This window comes from Deinococcus radiopugnans ATCC 19172 (genome assembly GCF_006335125.1).
Lineage (GTDB): Bacteria > Deinococcota > Deinococci > Deinococcales > Deinococcaceae > Deinococcus > Deinococcus radiopugnans.
In genome coordinates this window covers 51,818-67,470 of sequence record NZ_VDMO01000007.1, presented here as the reverse complement: position 1 = coordinate 67,470, position 15,653 = coordinate 51,818, and the positions used below count along the sequence as shown (strand labels likewise).

Genomic DNA, 15,653 nt, shown 5'->3' with positions numbered 1-15,653 from the left:
CTCACGCGCTCACTTCCTCGGATCGAGGGCCGGATCGACGTAGGTGATCTCGAAGGGACCGTTCAGATGCACCTCCACAATGGTGGCCTCGTCGGTCCAGACGAAGTGGTTCATCTTTGCGCCGAAGGGCATGAACCCACCGGGTTTGAGCAGGGTGGCGCCGGTCTTGCTCAGCACGTCGCCCATCCCGACCGACAGGCTGCCGGACAGGACAGTCACGTCCTCCTGGGTGGGGTGCCAGTGCGCGGGAATCTGATAGCCAGCGGGCATCTTGAGCCGCAGAGTGATCTGCACGGCCTTGCCAGGATCGCCGTCCAGCACGGCAATCTGTGCGCCCGGCGGCAGGAAGGCGGGCACCGGTCCCCACTTCAGCGAGTCCTCGTTCATGGCCTGACTGGCGGCCAGAGCGGCGGTGAACACGGCGGCGCACACGGTCAGGGAGAGCACACGGGTCTTGAGCATCCTGGATCAACTCCTGAACGGAGGGGCGGAATGTGGGGGGTGCCCCGGCGCCCGCCGCGCGTCCGGCGACAGGCCCTTGTCCGTGCCTCAAGCGTAGGCCCCGCCCCGTTCGGAAAGCGTTCGCAGGCGCGTTCGGGCCGGGGACGGCGCCGTTCGCCCGGCGCTCAGGACAGGGTGTGCAGCAGCGTCCGCGCCGCGCTCAGATCGGGGGTGCTCAGCGCAGCGGCAAAGGCCGCCTCGACAGGCGCGAGCATGGACAGCGCCTCAGGGGCGCGGCCGGCGGCGTGCAGGTGCGCGGCCAGGCTGGTCGCGGCCCGCAGTTCCAGCGAGCGGCTGCCCTGCGCGGCGGCCAGCGCCAGGGCCCGCCGGAAACAGGGTTCGGCGGCCCTGGGCTGAGCGCTGGCCGCCGCGCTCAGCCCATGCAGGCGGTGCAGTTCCGGCAGGTACCAGACGTCGCCGTTCTGGGACGCCACCGCCTGGGCACTGTCCAGCGTGGCCCGCGCCGCTTCCGGTTGCCCGAGGCGCTGCTGGGTCTCGGCCAGCAGCGCCAGGTAGTACGGCAGTCGCAGCGCGGCGTTCTGCTGGCGCAGGGCGCCCAGGCCACGTTGCAGGCGTTCCAGACCCGCCGCTCCCTCGCCGCGCCGCGCCAGCGCCCAGCCGCCCACAATCACACCCCACTCGTGGTAGTACGCGATCTGATAGCGCTGGCAGCCGCTCACCGCCGTCTCGGCGCTGGCCCAGGCCGCCGCCACGTCACCCTCCAGCTGGTGCGAGATGGCGCGGTAGGCGGCGGTCTGCATGGCGGTAAAGGGGTGGTCCAGCGCGGCGGCGATGTCGGCGGCGCGGGCGATCTGTTCGCGCGCCTCCTCGATGAGGCCCTGGAGCCACAGCCCGTGCGCGCCCCACGACAGGCTGAAGGCCCCCACGTCGGCGCCGAACAGCACCCGGCGGCCACCGTGCTGGCGGTACAGCCGGTTGGCGACCGCGAAGTGTTCGGCCGCCTGGGTGAGCCGCCCCTCGGTCATGTCCACCCCGCCCAGCGCCTGATGGCAGTCGGTCAGCAGGCCGCGGTCGGTGCCGGCCAGCCCCAGCGCCCGCTCGGCCAGGCGGCGCGACAGTGGCACGTCGCCGCGCACGATTTGCAGGGCGTACAGCCCCCACAGGCTGGCGATGATGGCGCGCTCGTCGCCCAGCTGCTCGCCGAGATGCAACGCGCGGTTCAGGTGCGTTTCCAGCTCGGGCGAGGCAAAGCCCCGCAGCGCGTTAAAGGCGGCGGCCAGGCTGGTGTGGGCGTCCAGCTCGCGCTGGTCCCGCCCCTTCCCCGCCGGCAGCCGGGCGATCAGCCGCAGGGCCTGACGCGCCAGCGTGACGGCCTGCTGGCTGGCCGAGACCGCGTTGGCGAGCTGCGCCGCGCGCAGGTAAAAGGTCACGGCCTGCTCGGGTTGCCCCGCCTGTTCATGGTGCGCCGCCAGCTGCGCGGCCACCGGGCCCAGCTCCGGCGCGTGGCGCCGCTCCAGCGCCTGGACCACGCGCCGGTGCAGCAGCCGGCGGCGGGCCGGGCTGAGCGAGTCGTAGGCCCCCTCTCGCAGACGGTCATGGGTGAAATCGTAGCCCCCCACACCCGGCTGCTCGCGGATGATGGCGCGTTGCCACAACTCGTCCAGCGCGGCCACCAGACCTTCCTCTTCCAGATCGCTGGCGTCACGCAGCACCTGGATCTCGAAGGCCCGGCCAATGGTGGCCGCCAGTTGCGCCGCGCCCAGCGCCTGGGGCGAGAGCTGCTCGAGCCGAGCGGCGATGACGGCCTGCACCCGTGGCAACGCGCTCAGGGCCAGCGGGCCGGCCCCGCCGCCGACGTCCAGCCCCGCGCGCACCGCCTCCACCACAAACAGCGGGTGGCCTTCGGTGGCCTCGAACAGCTGCGCCTGAACGGTGGCCGGCAAGGCCCCGGCCTGCACCGAGGCGGCCAGCTCAGCGGTTTCCGGGCGGGAGAGTGGTCCCAGCGTCACGCGCTCCAGCCCCCCGCGCTGCTGCAGGTCTTGCAAGAAGGTCCGCAGCGCGGGCTGGGCCGGAAGTTCCTCGTGGCGCAGGGTGCACAGCAGCAGCAGCGGCGTGTGCGGCGCGAACCGCAGCAGAAAATGCAGCCATTCCAGCGTGTCGCGGTCACACCACTGCAGGTCGTCGAGCAGCAGCAGCGTCGGCCGGCCCGCGGCCAGGAACGCCCGCGCGAGCGCCTCGAACAGCCGCTGACGCTGCCAGCCCTGGCTGGGCTCTTCGGCGGTAGATGAACGCTGCGGCGCGAGTTCGGGCAGCAGCCGGGCCAGTTCGCCCCGCCACGGTTCGCCCACGGCCGCCAGGCCCGCACCCAGCGCCGGGCTGCGCAACCAGTCGCGAACCGGGGCGTAGGCCAGCCGGCCCTCGGCCGCGTAACACCGGGCGCGGGCGGTGTGGGCGCCCTGGGCCTCTGCCAGGGCCAGCAGCGCCTCGGCCAGCCGGGTCTTGCCGATCCCGGCCTCGCCCGCGATCAGCAGCGCCCGCGAGGCCCCCGCGCTGGCCGCCTGCCACGCCCCCAGCACGGATGGCCAGTCGTCGCGGCGGCCGATCAGCGCGCCCTGGCCGGGGAGCGCGGGGGGCGTGGGGTCCGCGCTGCGCTGCACCCGGTCGTACTCGGCGCGCACCGCTGGGCCGGGCGTCACGCCCAGTTCGGTGTGCAGCAGCGTCACGCAGCGCCCGTAACTCTGACGCGCCGCCGCCGCGTCGCCGCCGTCCAGGTGCAGGCGGATCAGCCCGGCGTAGGCGTGTTCGCGCAGAGGCTCCAGCCGCGTCAGCCGTTCGAGCACCTGCAGCGCCCGCGCCCGCTCGCCGCCGCGTTCGAGCTGCGCGGCCAGGGCCTCGAGCACCGCCACCGCCTGCGTGTGCAGGGTGTCGCGGTACGGTTCGAGCCACCCGTCGTCCGCCGCCGGCAGCAGATCACTGGTGTACACCTCGGCGGCCCGCTCCAGTTCGGCGCGGGAGGACGTGCCGCGCCCCAGGCCCGCCGCCGCGCGCTCAAACTCCTGCACATCGAGGACGTAGGGAGCGTCACGCCGCCAGCACAGCGTCTGCGCCGTGACGTCCAGCGAGCGTTCGCACTGCGGCAGCGCCCGCCGCAGGTGATGCAGCTCGCGGCGCAGGTTGGTCAGGGCCTGCCCTTCCGACGAGTCGGGCCACAGCGCAAAGGCCACCTGCCGGCGGGGCTGTGGGGTCCCCGCATGCAGCACCAGCCAGGCCAGCAGGGCCTGCTGGCGCGGAGCCGTCAGCACCGTCAGGGGCTGGCCAAGCCGGGTGATCTGCAAACCGCCAAACAGCTGAATTTCAGGCTTCATCCGGTCTCCCTGGACGCTGGCTGCGACGCGTCCACTGTACCCTTGCGCCGGGGCAGACGGAAGCGCTGGGGCGGGGATTCAGGGCGTGAGGCGCGTCCCGGCCTCGCCGCGCGCGGCTGCCGCCAGCACGCCGGCCGTCATGCCGCTGGCAATGGTGGCAAATGGCGCGCCGCGTTCCAGGGCGTCCAGCGCCGCGCGCACCTTGGGAATCATGCCCCCGGCGATCCAGCCCGCCGCGATGCCGGCCTCGGCCTCGGCGCGGGACAGCTGGGCGGCGCGGCTGGCCGGATCGGGGTAGTCGCGGTACACCCCGTCCACGTCGGTCAGGAAGATGATGCCCTGGCCCAGCGCCCCGGCCACTGCCCCGGCAGCGGTGTCGGCGTTCACGTTCAGCGCCTCGCCGTCCGGCCCCACGGCGACGCAACCCAGCACCGGGGTCAGGCCTGCCCCCAGCAGGGTCCGAAGCAGCCCGGCATTCACCCCGGTCACGCGCCCCACCCGGCCCAGCGCCGGATCGAACGTCTCGGCGCGCAGCAGATCACTGTCGCGGCCCATCAGCCCCACCGCCTGCCCCACCTCCTGGCTCAGGCGCTTGTTCAGGGCGCACAGCGCCATCTCCACCACGTCCATCAGCTCCGGGGGCGTGACGCGCAGTCCGTCTTTGAATGTGCTGCTCAGGCCCCGCGCCGCCAGCTCCCGCTCGATAAAGGGGCCGCCGCCGTGCACCACCACCGGCAGGTGCTCGCCGCGCAGGGCCGCGATCTCGGCGGCCACCGCGCGGCGCAGTTCCGGGCTTTTCATGGCGTTGCCGCCGTACTTGATGATCATGGGGCAAGTGTATTTGGCGGCGTGGGGGCCGTCAAAAGGCCCGTGCGTTCAGAGACCCAGGCCCCGGCCCGCTTCAGCGTTCAGCCTGTCCCTTACACGAACTGGCGCTGCATCAGCAGGATCTTCAATTCGTGCGGGCTGGTGGCGGTGGCCATGGCGTCCTCGACTGTCATGTGGCCGTCCTGCACCAGCCGCGCCAGATGCTGATCGAACGTCTGCATGCCACGCGCGCCGCCTTCCAGCAGCGCCTGCTTGATCTCCTCGGTGCGTTCGGGATCCTTGATGCACTCGCGGACGGTGGGGGTGCCCAGCAGGATCTCCATGCCCAGCACCCGGCCCCCGCCCTGACGCGGCAGCAGGCGCTGGCTCACGATGCCCACCACGCTCTCCGAGAGGCTCTGGCGCACCTGCAGGCGTTCGTGCGGCGCGAAGAAGTCGATGATGCGGTTGACCGTCCGCACCGCGTCCTGGGTGTGCAGCGTGGAAAACACCAGATGCCCGGTCTGCGCGGCGCTCAGGGCAGCCTCCACGGTTTCCTTGTCGCGCATCTCGCCGATCAGGATCACGTCGGGGTCCTGGCGCATGCTGGCGCGCAGCCCCGCCGAGAAGCTCAGGGTGTCCATGCCCAGTTCGCGCTGGCTGATCATGGCCACGCGGTCGCGGTGCAGCACCTCGATGGGGTCTTCCAGGGTCACGATGTTCACCGGCTGCGTCGCGTTGATGTGATCGATCATGCTGGCGAGCGTGGTGGTCTTGCCCGAACCGGTGGGGCCGGTGACCAGCACCAGGCCGCGCTCGTGCTGGGTCAGCTCGGTGAAGGTGCCCTGCGGCAGCCCCAGCTGCTCGAAGGTGGGAATGGCCTTGTCCTCGATCACGCGCATGATCAATCCCACCGTGCCGCGCTGGTAGTAGGCGTTGACCCGGAAACGGGCCAGCCCGGCGATGCCGTAGGCGAAATCGGCCTCGCGGCGGTCCTGAAACAGGGTCCACATCGCGCCCGGCATCATTTCGCGCGCAAAGTCGGCGACGTGTTCGGGGGTCAGGCGGCCGTCGCCGTAACGCTTGATCGAGCCGTTGACCCGGCCCGCCGGGGCGCTGCCCGCCCGCAGGTGAATGTCGCTGGCCCGGTCCCGCACGATGGCCGTCAATATGGAATTGAGAACACTCATCTGGACACCGTCATCTGAGTGTCAGATTAGGGGTCCGGGTCTTACAGTTTTCTGCGTGGCTGGACGGGCGAATGCTGCCCTCAGGACGGGACGCAGAACGTCCGCCAGGCGAGCGAAAGACGGGCAACACCGCCCGTGCAGCCGCACTTCCCCCCTGTACTCGGCCTGAGCGCACGACACCTTCTGGGCAGAGCCTGACCACGCGGCGGGGCGTTCCAGAGGCCTTGCCTCCCTCCTGTCCCGATGATCAGACCAATGTTGAGCCCGGCCCGTGCCGGGTCAGGAGGGCGCGGCCTCCGGCATCACCTCGTCCTGGGCGCGGCCGCCCTCCTTCTCACCGCGCAACCTGCGGCTTTCCAGGTCCGCGTGCTGGGTCAGGTAGCGCAGCCACGCCTTGGCGGTCAGCGGCCCCAGGCCATTGTGGTTCACGGTGGCGCCCTCTTCCGGCGGGTTTGTATGCAGCTGCCGGGCCAGATCGACGGTGCCGGCGCGGGTCTGCGACAGCAGGTTGCGTAAATCGTTCAGGCTGGCGTCCGGCGCGGGGCGGTAGGCGTGGTAGCTGTCGGAGTCGTGCGCCCGCTGCCCCAGCGCCATCCGCAGGCGGTTCTGGCCCCAGCGCTCGATGCCGATGATGTGCGACAGCACCTCGCGGTTGGCCGGGGTGTCGGCGGCCCGCGCGGCACGTCCGGCCAGCGCGATGCCGCCGCGCTCCAGGCCCTGACCCAGATCGGTGTAGCTGCTGCGCCCGGCCGGGGCTTCCAGCACCCGCGAGACCACGAATTCCTTGACCTCTTCCTTGCGCTGGCGGGCCAGGTACGCGGCCCCGGCGGCCAGTCCCACCCCCGCCACCGTGATCAGGGCGGGAACGAGGGCCTTGCTGCTGCTCGACTTGGTCATGGTGCAGTGTACGCGGGTGGGGGCCGGAAGGTTCCCGCCAGGGGGGGGCTGAACTGCTAGGGAGTCGCCGGTTCCAGCACCCCGTCCGGCGTGCCGATCAGGGCCACGCGGGAGTCGGCGGGGCACGGCAGCGTGGGGCTCAGCATCAGCGGGTGGGCCAGGGTGAACTCGGGAAGTCCCAGGCCCAGGCCGCGCGCCCCCCAGCCGAAGCCCTTGCCCAGCCGCGCGCCGTCGCGGCCCACCGCCACGCTGCCCAGCACGGCGGCCTGGGCACCCTCCAGCCCGGCCCTGCCCGGCACGTACAGCGCCGGCTCGCCCACGCCCGGCATGGCACTCAGGCGGGCGCCCGCTGGACTCGTCAGCCGCCAGTACCACACCTGCCCGTGCTGCGCCACCCGCTTCTGGTGGGGCACGTACAGCGTGACTCCGGCTTCCAGCGCCAGCTTGCGCAGCGGGGCCAGCACGCGGTCCGGCCCGACGATCAGGGTCCGCAGCCCGGCCACCTGTGGATGGGCCAGCAGCTCGCGGGCCGCCTGCCGGGCGCGGCTGAAATTGGGATGGTGCCCGTGCGGCGGCAGCGGGTAGGCGCAGGCCCGCGCCCGCAGCAGGGCCGTCCAGAGCTGTTCCCGGTACGCGCCGGGCGTGACGGAAGGGTCCACGCTTCAGGCTAGCCCCCACGGCCCCCGACGGGGGGGACAGCCAGAGAAAGCTAAGTGTAGGATGAGAGGAAGATCATGCCTGTTGGTCCCCGGAGGTTTCCATGAAAAGACCGCTGCTTTTCGCTGCCGTGCTGTCTCTCGCCGTCTCCGGAGGCGCCCTGGCCGACCACCAGGCCGAGAACCTGAAACCCTTCAAGACGGTCTGTATCACCGGGGATTTCAAGGATCAGGACAAGGAGAACGTCGACGTGCTGGACGAGTTGCTGGGGCAGATGGCCCTCACGCTGGACGACGCCGGCATCCAGGTGGACGACAACTGCCGCACGGAAAACGGCGTGGCGGGGCGCTCACAGCTCAACGTGTATTTCAACTTCTCCACCACCAAATCGGGCGCGGCCTTCAGCGCGGCGCTGGAAGGCTGGCTCCAGACCGACGGACCCTACACCGACGTGACCCTCTGGCGCGACGCCTATTACGGCACCCTCGACGCGGGCGACGGGGCCGACGCTGCCGCCGAGGAGCTGGAGTTTCTGCTGGAGGACTTGATCGAGGAGTGGGACAGCGTGCATTGATGCAGGGCGGTTCGCCGGACTGTAGGCCGCTGGAAGAGGGAAGCGGCCGGGCCGCCGCCCCGGCTACACTCTGGGCATGACAGGGGTACGGGTGGCGGCGGCGGCGTATGGGGTGGACTTTCTGCCCGACTGGGCCGCCTACGAGGCGAAGATCGGCGCGTGGGTGCAGGACGCGGCGGATGCGGGCGCGGAACTGCTGGTCTTTCCTGAATACGCGGCGCTGGAGCTGGTCGCCCTGCTGCCCGCCGAACTGCACCACGACGTGCTGGGCATGCGCCCCGCGTTGCAGAAATTTTTGCCGGAGTTCCTGGCCCTGCACGCCCGGCTGGCGCGGCAGCACGCGGTCTGCATCGTGGCGGGCAGCGTGCCGGTCGCGCACGCGGTCGGCTACGTCAACCGCGCCCACGTCTTCGCGCCGGACGGCACGCATAGCTGGCAGGACAAACTGTTGATGACCCGTTTCGAGGCCGAGGAATGGCAGATCTCCCCCGGCGCGGGCGTGCGCGTCTTCGCGCTGGGCCTGCGCGGCGGCGCGACGCTGCGTTTCGGCGTCGCCACCTGCTACGACAGCGAGTTTCCCGGTCTGGCCCGCCGGCTGGCCGAGGGCGGCGCCGAACTGCTGCTGGTGCCGTCCTTCACCGGCAGCCGTGCCGGCTTTACCCGCGTGCGGGTGGGCAGCATGGCCCGCGCCCTGGAGGGCCAGTGCTACGCGGTGCACGCTCCGCTGATCGCCGACGCGCCGTGGTCCTACGCGCTGGAGGACGCCGTGGGCCGCGCCTCGGTCTACGCCCCCGCCGACGACGGCCTACCGGAGGACGGCGTGGTGGCCGAGGGCGGCTGGAATGAACCGGGCTGGCTGATCCGTGACCTCGATCTGGCCCTGACCCGCCACGTGCGCGCGGACGGCCACGTGCTGAACTGGCGGGACCGTGCGGCGGCGGCAGAGCGGGCCACCCCCGCCGAAGTCGTGACCCTGGGGGCGGGCGTTGTCGGGTGAACTGAACGTTCGGCTGCTGACGGCCGAGGACGCCGCCGTCTACCGCGAGGTGAGGCTGGCCGCGCTGAGAGCTGACCCCGACGCCTTTATCACGACTGCTGCTGAATTTGAGGCCAGAACGGCGGACTCCATCGCCGCGCAACTCACGCCCCGGCAGAGCTTCGTGACCTACGGGGCGTTCCTGAATGGCGAACTGGTGGGCCTGACCACCCTGGCCCGCGAGGAGCGGCCCCGGCTGAGCCACCGGGCCAACCTCCTCGGCGTGTCCGTGGCCCCGGAGGCGCGCGGCCAGGGCTGCGGCGACGCGCTGCTGCGGGCCGCCCTGGCCCAGGCCCGGCGCTGGGCCGTGACCTCCCTCCATCTGGCGGTCACCGAACCCCAGACGGCGGCCCGGCGCCTGTACGAACGCCACGGCTTCCGGGTCTGGGGCACGCAGCCCGACGCGGTGCGGGACGACGCGGGCCGCGCCCTGAGCGAGCATCACCTGTGCCTGCGGCTGGACGAGCCGGGGGGCTGAACGGCCCAAAGACCAGCGCCGAACCCCCAAAAGAGTCCGGCGCTGCATCTTCAGATCTGGTGCTCGGGATGGGACTTGAACCCACACAGCTAAGCTACACGCCCCTCAAGCGTGCGCGTCTACCAATTCCGCCACCCGAGCAGACCGTGAAACGAGGGCAGAAGCAATACTAGGGGTGGCCCCTGCCCATGTCAAGACGAGAGCACGGCGGCTGTGGTATCTTTCTCTGCCGCCGCGAGCGGTCCGGCCCAGGCCCGCCCCCGGCGGAATGGACTTTGCCGAGGCTGCTGCGCGCGGGACTTCAAACAAGAGAGGCAACACCCATGATCGACAAGAAAGCCACCATCCAGGCCCACGCCAAGAGCGACAAGGACACCGGCAGCACCGCCGTTCAGGTGGCCCTGCTGACCGCCCGCATCAACAACCTGGGCGCCCACCTGGCCGAGAACAAGAAGGACAAGCACGGCCAGCGCGGCCTGCAGCTGATGAACGGTCAGCGCCGCCGCCTGCTGAAGTACCTGGAGCGCACCAACTACGACGAGTACATCGCCCTGACCGATCAGCTCAAGATCCGCCGCGGCCAGCGCATCGTCCGCTGAGGTCCAGCGTTTCCGGAAGCCGCCGCCCAGACCATGGGGCGGCGGTTTCCTCTTGGCCCCACCTCCTGCTCAGCGGTCACTCTCGCGGTTGCGGCTGCGGTCTGGGACGACCGTCCAGTCGCCACCCGGAACAGGAACAACGCCGGGCCGCTCCAGCCGCTCGGCCAGCGCGTACACATAAACCCAGGCGGGCAGCGTTTCGCCGCTCTCCAGCGCCAGCGTGACCCGCTCGCGGGTGTACAGCGGCGGCGCCTCGTCCACGCCCTCCAGCCGGTCCAGAAACGGCAGGGCCAGCGGCCAGTCGGCGGGCGCGTAGGTCAGGGCGAAACCGCGCACGGCCTCTCCCCCATCGCCGGGGATGACCGCGGGGTAGGCCTCCGGCCACAGGTGCAGCAGGCGGTAGCCGGGCAGGGTGGCGGGGCGGGCGTGGAAACGGCCCCCCTGCGCGGCGACGTGGGCGTTGCGCTCGCCGGGCATCAGGGTGCCGTACACGAAAACAGTGGTGGGAGGCGAGTCGGACACGTCCCGGTCTGGAGCGCCCACGCCCGTCACAGGCGCACGCCGCGCGGCTGGTGAAAGTAGACCCGCCCCACCACGGTGACCTCCTCGGGCTTGACCGGCGGGTGATCGGGGTTGTCGCTGGTCAGCCATAGGGCGCCCCCGTTGCGGCCCCCCCCATAGCGGCGCAGGCGTTTGACGGTCAGCCCCAGGCCCGGGACATGCAGCACGTACACCAGTCCCTCGCGCAGGTCCAGATCGCCGGGATCGACGTAGATGCGGTCCCCGGGCCGGATGCCGCCCCCGGCGGCGGTGGTCATGGACTCGCCGCCCACCTCCAGCACCAGCATGCCGGGGCGGTGATCGCGCACCGGGACCAGTTCGTGGTCGATGACGCTGGCGTGGTCCTCGGTGACCGGCAGCCCCGCACTGGCCAGGGCGCGCACCGGCACCCGCACCAGCTCCAGCACCTGCAGGGCGTCGTCGCTGGGGGCCGGCTGCAGCAGCGGCAACCCGGTCCGCGCCACCCACTCGCCCGCCGGGATTTCCAGCGCGCGGCGCAGGGCGTCCTGGCGGGCCGGGGTCAGCGCCTCCAGCGGGCGGGCGGCGCGTTCCAGCCGGCTCAGGTACGGCTGCGTGACGCGCCCCGCCGGCCCACCGTGGTCCAGCGTGCGGGCGCTGACCTCGCCCTGCTGCAACCCCAGAGCCGTGCGCCGCGCCGTCAGCCAGCCCGCCAGTTCAGAAGAGGAAGATGCGCCCGTCATGCGCCGAGTCTAGCGGGCCGCGAGACGGGCACTGGAATCTGAATCACTTGAATTATGTCTGTAGACATACTACACTCGGTCCCTGAATACGCCCTGAGCAGAATACGGCGTCGATTTCCGTCCTCTCCCGCCGCACCGGAGGTCCGCATGTCCGACCACTCCCCCGTTCCCCTCTCGCTGCTGACCCTGGCCCCGCTGCTGGGAGCGGCCTTCGTGGCCGGCGGCGTCACGCAACTGGCGCGGCTGCTGGGTCAGGACACCGCCCCGCGTGCCCGCGCCGCACTGGCCCTGGCGGTGGCCGCCGGCATCGCCGCGCTGACCGTGGTGGCCCTGATGACCGTGACCCTGCGCCCCGATCCGGCGCCGGCCCTGCTGCTGGCCGCCGCCTGCGTGACCGGCTGGAGCGGCCCCGGCATCCTGGCGCGGCTGGGCGCGGTGATCGAGCGCCGCGTGGGTCTGTCCCCCGCCCCCAGCGTGTTCGCGCCGGACCCGGCGCCGGATGACCCGCCAGGACGCGGGCCAGCGTAGGCCCTGGTCTGGGGGCCTCAAGATGGAAAGTCCGGCCACAGACCCCCCGCCCCGCGCCACGCACAATGAACCATGACCGCTGAGACCGACCGTCTCCCGCGCCGGGATGTCCGGGGCCGGGACCTCAACCCTCGTTCCCTGCTGCTGTCCGGCGTGCTGCTGGGCGGGCTGGCCCTGCCCGGCGTGCAGGCCCAGGCGGTTACGCCGCTCGCCCAGAAGCCGGCCCAGAGCGCCCCGGTCAGCACCGCGAGAACTACCCCCAAACCGCTGAGCGACGCCGAGAAACAGACCCTGAAGACGCTGTTCAGCAAGGTCCGGCCCGCCACCCTGCGCATCGAGCAGTGCGACCTGAACCAACCCGGCGCCTGCGACGATCCCGACGGCATCGGCTCCGGCGTGCTGATCTCGGCGGACGGGCTGGCGCTGACCGCCTACCACGTGGTGGAGGGGGCCAGGTTCCTGAGCGCCCAGACGGCGGACAAGAAACGCTACGCGGTGGAGGTCGTCGGCTACGACGATCAGGACGATCTGGCGCTGCTGCGGGTCTCGGTGCCCAGGGGCACGCCGTTCGTGCCGCTGGCCAGCGCCCGCCCGGGCGTGGGCGACGCAGTGCTGGCGGTGGGCAACGGCGGCGGCGGCTTCCTGCAGCCCAAATCGGGTCGCCTGACCGGGCTGGAAGCCAGCGCCGGCCCCGGCGGGGCCACCTTTCCCCCCGGCACGTTGCAGATGAGCGCCCCGCTGGTGCCCGGCGACAGCGGCGGCCCGATTCTGAACACCAGAGGCGAGTTGACTGGCATCGTCAGCTACATCAGCATCAGCCGCAACAGCGGACCGGCCTCCTTCGCCGTGCCGGTCACGGCCAGCGACGCCCGGCTGGCGGACCTGCGCGCCGGCAAGAAACTGGACGCGCCGATCATCGGCATCGGCCTGAACGGACCGTTTACCACGTTCCTTACCCTCGACGCCGCGGATTTCAGGCGGCTCAGCGACGTCCTCAAGCTCGGCGACACGCCCGGCGCATTCTTCACCAGCGTCGTGCGGGGCAGCCCGGCGGACCGCGCGGGCCTCAAACCGCTGGAACTCGACGATCAGGACCGGCGGGTGTCCGGCGACATCGTGACGGCCGTGGACGGCAAGCGCATCATCAACTTCGACGAGTTCCAGTACGCCGTGCGCACCTACAAGCCCGGCGACACCATCACCCTGAGCGTGCTGCGCGGCGACAAGCCGCTGACGGTCAAGCTCACGCTGATCGGACGCAGTCAGACCACGCCCTGAGGGCAGATGCATGGGGGGAGGCCGCCGCGCCTTCCCCTTCTTTTGCCGTGATAGCCGGGGGTTCAGAAGACCAGTGTCTGAATTCTTAAGAATACCCCTTGACATTTACGTCCAAAACAGAATAATAGCCGTATGGATACCCTCAAGAAAGCAGGTGCGATGCTGGCCCATCTCGACCTCTTCCACCAGATGCTGGACCTGCGGGGTCTGCTGCAACTGGCCGCCCACATGGAGGAGCGCGGGGACCGCGTGACTTTAATCAGCGGCGAGAGCATCACCCTGATCGGCGCGGAGATGCTGAGCGACGCCGGGATCACCACCGGCAAGGGGGCCAGGATCGAGGCCGCCACCGCCTACCGGGTGCTGCAGGGCCTCAAGGGCCACGACGCCCCCGAGTACGCCGTGACCCGTGAGGAACTGGGCGCGCTGAACGCCCGCGCCGTGGCCGAACTGGAAGGGGGCGACGCCCTGCGCGCCTTCGCCGACACGCTGACCCGCATCGGGGCGGGAGGCACCGCCCCGGCGGCCGCGTCCGCCTCCCCCGTGCCCACCCCTGCCGCCGAGGCCCCCGCCGAGCGTCCGGGCCGGAGCCGCCGCGCCGCCGAGTCCGGCGAGACCTCCGAACAGCCGGCCGCGTAAGCCCACCAGCCCCACCGCGCCCCACGCCCCACGCCCCGCTGCCAGCGGGACCGCGTGGGGCGCGGTTTTTGGCTTCCCCAGGAGACCGGCCATGAGGCGGGCGACTCCGCCCGGCTCTCCCCTACCGTGACCCGAACCCTTGCGGGGCGCCCCCGCCGTCCGGCATACTTTCCGACGCCGCAGGCTGGCGCGTTGGCCCCCCCAACCGTTGCCCCCTGACGATAACCGACGTACCCTTCCGCCGCCGTCCGTGCCTGCCCCGCGCTGGCACGCGTTTCAAGAGGTGTCCCTTGACCGCCGTTCCCAGACCTTCCAAACCCAGTTTCAACCTCCAGACCTACCGGCACGAATGGTTCCAGAACCCGCGCGGCGACATTCTGGCCGGGATCGTGGTGGCGCTGGCGCTGATCCCGGAAGCGATTGCCTTCTCGATCATCGCCGGCGTCGATCCCAAGGTGGGGCTGTATGCCTCGTTCATCATCGCCATGACCATCGCCTTTATCGGGGGCCGCCCGGCCATGATCAGCGCGGCGACCGGGGCCATGGCACTGCTGATGGTGGGCCTCGTCAAGAACTACGGGCTGGAGTACCTGTTCGCCGCCACGATTCTGACCGGCCTGTTGCAGATCGTGTTCGGCTGGGCGCGGCTGGCCCGCTACCTGAAGTTCATTCCGCGCCCGGTCATGGTGGGCTTCGTGAACGCGCTGGCGATCCTGATCTTCTCGGCGCAGCTGCCGCAGTTCGTGGGCGCGGGCTGGCCGATGTACGCGATGGTGGCCGCCGGGCTGGCGATCATCTACCTGCTGCCGCGCGTCTTTAAGGCGCTGCCCAGCGCCCTGGTGGCCATCGTGGTGCTGACGGTGGTGGCGGTGTTCGGCCACGTGGATGTCAAAACCGTGGGCGACATGGGCGCGCTGCCCGGCGCCCTGCCCCCCTTCCACCTGCCGAACGTGCCGCTGACCCTGGAGACACTCCAGATCATCTTTCCGGTGGCGCTGACGCTGTGCCTGGTGGGGCTGCTGGAGAGCCTGCTGACCGCGCAGCTGGTCGACGAGCGCACCGACACCACCAGCGACAAGAACACCGAGTCGCGCGGGCAGGGCGTGGCGAACATCGTCACCGGCTTTTTCGGCGGCATGGCCGGCTGCGCCATGATCGGCCAGAGCATGATCAACGTCGGCAACGGTGGGCGCGGGCGGCTGTCCACCTTCGTGGCCGGGGCGTTCCTGCTGCTGCTGATCCTGGTGCTGCAGCCGCTGCTGGTGCAGATTCCGATGGCCGCGCTGGTGGCGGTGATGATCGTGGTCAGCGTGAACACCTTCGACTGGGGCAGCCTGCGGACGCTGACCGTGTTCCCGAAGGGCGAGAGCATCGTCATGCTGGCCACCGTGGGGACCACCGTCGTCACGCATGACCTGTCCAAGGGCGTGCTGGTGGGCGTGATTCTCAGCGCGCTGTTCTTCGCGCGGCAGGTGTCCAAGATGTCGGGGGTCACGTACAGCGACGGCCCGGACGGGCGCACCTACCGGGTGGAGGGCCAGCTGTTCTTCGTCAGCACGCACGATTTCGTGCAGCAGTTCGATTTCCATCAGGCCAGCGGGCGGGTCACCATCGACCTGAGCGCCGCGCACGTCTGGGACGGGTCCGCCGTGGGGGCGCTGGACAAGGTGATTCTGAAATTCCGCTCACTGGGCCTTCCCGTGGAGGTGGTGGGCCTGAACGAGGCCTCGGCGCACCTGCTGGACCGCCTCGCTACACACGACAAGCCCGGCGCGGCAGGGGTTGATATACACTAGGGCTCAACAATCCTGTGACCACCATCACGGGTGCCGGCGGCCATACGCCGAACTGGGGGAAGTCTGCTACCGCGGCTTCCTCCCT

At 71.0% G+C, this 15,653-nt stretch carries 15 protein-coding genes, 1 tRNA gene and 1 pseudogene; 8 read left to right on the top strand and 9 right to left on the bottom strand.

Annotation, left to right across the window (positions count from 1 at the left end):
• Positions 1-9 precede the first annotated feature (9 nt).
• The 6 genes and pseudogenes from FHR04_RS07865 to FHR04_RS07840 all read right to left on the bottom strand — a co-directional run bounded on the left by FHR04_RS07865 (position 10) and on the right by FHR04_RS07840 (position 7,380).
• The gene (locus FHR04_RS07865; RefSeq protein ID WP_139402261.1) at positions 10-462 is read right to left on the bottom strand and encodes a cupin domain-containing protein; all 453 of its coding nucleotides are present in this window, start codon (positions 460-462) and stop codon (positions 10-12) included.
• A gap of 164 nt (positions 463-626) precedes the next feature.
• Positions 627-3,827, bottom strand: a complete 3,201-nt coding sequence (locus FHR04_RS07860) for an ATP-binding protein (protein ID WP_139402259.1) — start codon at positions 3,825-3,827, stop codon at positions 627-629.
• A 78-nt stretch (positions 3,828-3,905) separates the two neighbouring features.
• Positions 3,906-4,655, bottom strand: a complete 750-nt coding sequence (gene argB, locus FHR04_RS07855; protein WP_139402257.1) for an acetylglutamate kinase — start codon at positions 4,653-4,655, stop codon at positions 3,906-3,908.
• A 92-nt stretch (positions 4,656-4,747) separates the two neighbouring features.
• Positions 4,748-5,827, bottom strand: a pseudogene (locus FHR04_RS07850) (PilT/PilU family type 4a pilus ATPase); the annotation flags it as partial.
• 276 nt (positions 5,828-6,103) lie between these two features.
• Positions 6,104-6,721, bottom strand: a complete 618-nt coding sequence (locus FHR04_RS07845) for a DinB family protein (RefSeq protein WP_139402253.1) — start codon at positions 6,719-6,721, stop codon at positions 6,104-6,106.
• A 56-nt stretch (positions 6,722-6,777) separates the two neighbouring features.
• Positions 6,778-7,380, bottom strand: a complete 603-nt coding sequence (locus tag FHR04_RS07840; RefSeq protein ID WP_039685011.1) for a 5-formyltetrahydrofolate cyclo-ligase — start codon at positions 7,378-7,380, stop codon at positions 6,778-6,780.
• Positions 7,381-7,481: 101 nt separating this feature from the next.
• Here FHR04_RS07840 and FHR04_RS07835 point away from each other — a divergent pair, with 101 nt between their 5' ends.
• The 3 genes from FHR04_RS07835 (at position 7,482) to FHR04_RS07825 (ending at position 9,466) form a co-directional block, all read left to right on the top strand.
• A complete protein-coding gene (locus FHR04_RS07835; protein WP_139402251.1) occupies positions 7,482-7,952 on the top strand; it encodes a hypothetical protein in 471 nt (156 codons plus the stop codon).
• Between the two features lie 76 nt (positions 7,953-8,028).
• The gene (locus tag FHR04_RS07830) at positions 8,029-8,949 is read left to right on the top strand and encodes a carbon-nitrogen hydrolase family protein (protein ID WP_139402249.1); all 921 of its coding nucleotides are present in this window, start codon (positions 8,029-8,031) and stop codon (positions 8,947-8,949) included.
• Positions 8,939-9,466: a GNAT family N-acetyltransferase gene (locus FHR04_RS07825; protein WP_139402247.1), complete on the top strand. Its 528-nt coding sequence runs from the start codon at positions 8,939-8,941 to the stop codon at positions 9,464-9,466. Before FHR04_RS07830 ends, FHR04_RS07825 begins: the two co-directional genes overlap by 11 nt.
• A gap of 57 nt (positions 9,467-9,523) precedes the next feature.
• Here FHR04_RS07825 and FHR04_RS07820 read toward each other — a convergent pair.
• A tRNA-Leu gene (locus tag FHR04_RS07820) sits at positions 9,524-9,607 on the bottom strand.
• Between the two features lie 182 nt (positions 9,608-9,789).
• On the opposite strand from FHR04_RS07820, the gene rpsO reads away from it, so the two are divergent.
• A complete protein-coding gene (gene rpsO / locus FHR04_RS07815) occupies positions 9,790-10,065 on the top strand; it encodes a 30S ribosomal protein S15 (RefSeq protein ID WP_039685017.1) in 276 nt (91 codons plus the stop codon).
• Positions 10,066-10,134: 69 nt separating this feature from the next.
• Here rpsO and FHR04_RS07810 read toward each other — a convergent pair whose 3' ends face one another.
• Both FHR04_RS07810 and FHR04_RS07805 read right to left on the bottom strand, forming a co-directional pair.
• A complete protein-coding gene (locus FHR04_RS07810; protein ID WP_276341364.1) occupies positions 10,135-10,587 on the bottom strand; it encodes a gamma-glutamylcyclotransferase family protein in 453 nt (150 codons plus the stop codon).
• A gap of 26 nt (positions 10,588-10,613) precedes the next feature.
• Entirely contained in the window at positions 10,614-11,327 is a 714-nt protein-coding gene (locus FHR04_RS07805; RefSeq protein ID WP_139402243.1) for a S24 family peptidase, read from the bottom strand.
• Between the two features lie 147 nt (positions 11,328-11,474).
• Between FHR04_RS07805 and FHR04_RS07800 the strand changes: the two genes are divergently transcribed.
• The 4 genes from FHR04_RS07800 (at position 11,475) to FHR04_RS07785 (ending at position 15,568) form a co-directional block, all read left to right on the top strand.
• A complete protein-coding gene (locus FHR04_RS07800; RefSeq protein ID WP_139402242.1) occupies positions 11,475-11,855 on the top strand; it encodes a hypothetical protein in 381 nt (126 codons plus the stop codon).
• A gap of 72 nt (positions 11,856-11,927) precedes the next feature.
• Entirely contained in the window at positions 11,928-13,133 is a 1,206-nt protein-coding gene (locus FHR04_RS07795; RefSeq protein ID WP_139402240.1) for a S1C family serine protease, read from the top strand.
• Positions 13,134-13,265: 132 nt separating this feature from the next.
• Positions 13,266-13,772, top strand: a complete 507-nt coding sequence (locus FHR04_RS07790) for a multidrug DMT transporter (RefSeq protein ID WP_139402238.1) — start codon at positions 13,266-13,268, stop codon at positions 13,770-13,772.
• 290 nt (positions 13,773-14,062) lie between these two features.
• Entirely contained in the window at positions 14,063-15,568 is a 1,506-nt protein-coding gene (locus FHR04_RS07785; protein WP_139402236.1) for a SulP family inorganic anion transporter, read from the top strand.
• Positions 15,569-15,653 lie beyond the last annotated feature (85 nt).

Bases quoted from the DNA above. Each gene is read 5' to 3' on its own strand.
- FHR04_RS07790 (WP_139402238.1), top strand. From the start codon at position 13,266: ATGGATACCCTCAAGAAAGCAGGTGCGATGCTGGCCCATCTCGACCTC.
- FHR04_RS07845 (WP_139402253.1), bottom strand. From the start codon at position 6,721: ATGACCAAGTCGAGCAGCAGCAAGGCCCTCGTTCCCGCCCTGATCACG.
- FHR04_RS07800 (WP_139402242.1), top strand. From the start codon at position 11,475: ATGTCCGACCACTCCCCCGTTCCCCTCTCGCTGCTGACCCTGGCCCCG.
- FHR04_RS07835 (WP_139402251.1), top strand. From the start codon at position 7,482: ATGAAAAGACCGCTGCTTTTCGCTGCCGTGCTGTCTCTCGCCGTCTCC.
- FHR04_RS07860 (WP_139402259.1), bottom strand. From the start codon at position 3,827: ATGAAGCCTGAAATTCAGCTGTTTGGCGGTTTGCAGATCACCCGGCTT.
- FHR04_RS07795 (WP_139402240.1), top strand. From the start codon at position 11,928: ATGACCGCTGAGACCGACCGTCTCCCGCGCCGGGATGTCCGGGGCCGG.
- rpsO (WP_039685017.1), top strand. From the start codon at position 9,790: ATGATCGACAAGAAAGCCACCATCCAGGCCCACGCCAAGAGCGACAAG.
- FHR04_RS07830 (WP_139402249.1), top strand. From the start codon at position 8,029: ATGACAGGGGTACGGGTGGCGGCGGCGGCGTATGGGGTGGACTTTCTG.
- argB (WP_139402257.1), bottom strand. From the start codon at position 4,655: ATGATCATCAAGTACGGCGGCAACGCCATGAAAAGCCCGGAACTGCGC.
- FHR04_RS07865 (WP_139402261.1), bottom strand. From the start codon at position 462: ATGCTCAAGACCCGTGTGCTCTCCCTGACCGTGTGCGCCGCCGTGTTC.
- FHR04_RS07805 (WP_139402243.1), bottom strand. From the start codon at position 11,327: ATGACGGGCGCATCTTCCTCTTCTGAACTGGCGGGCTGGCTGACGGCG.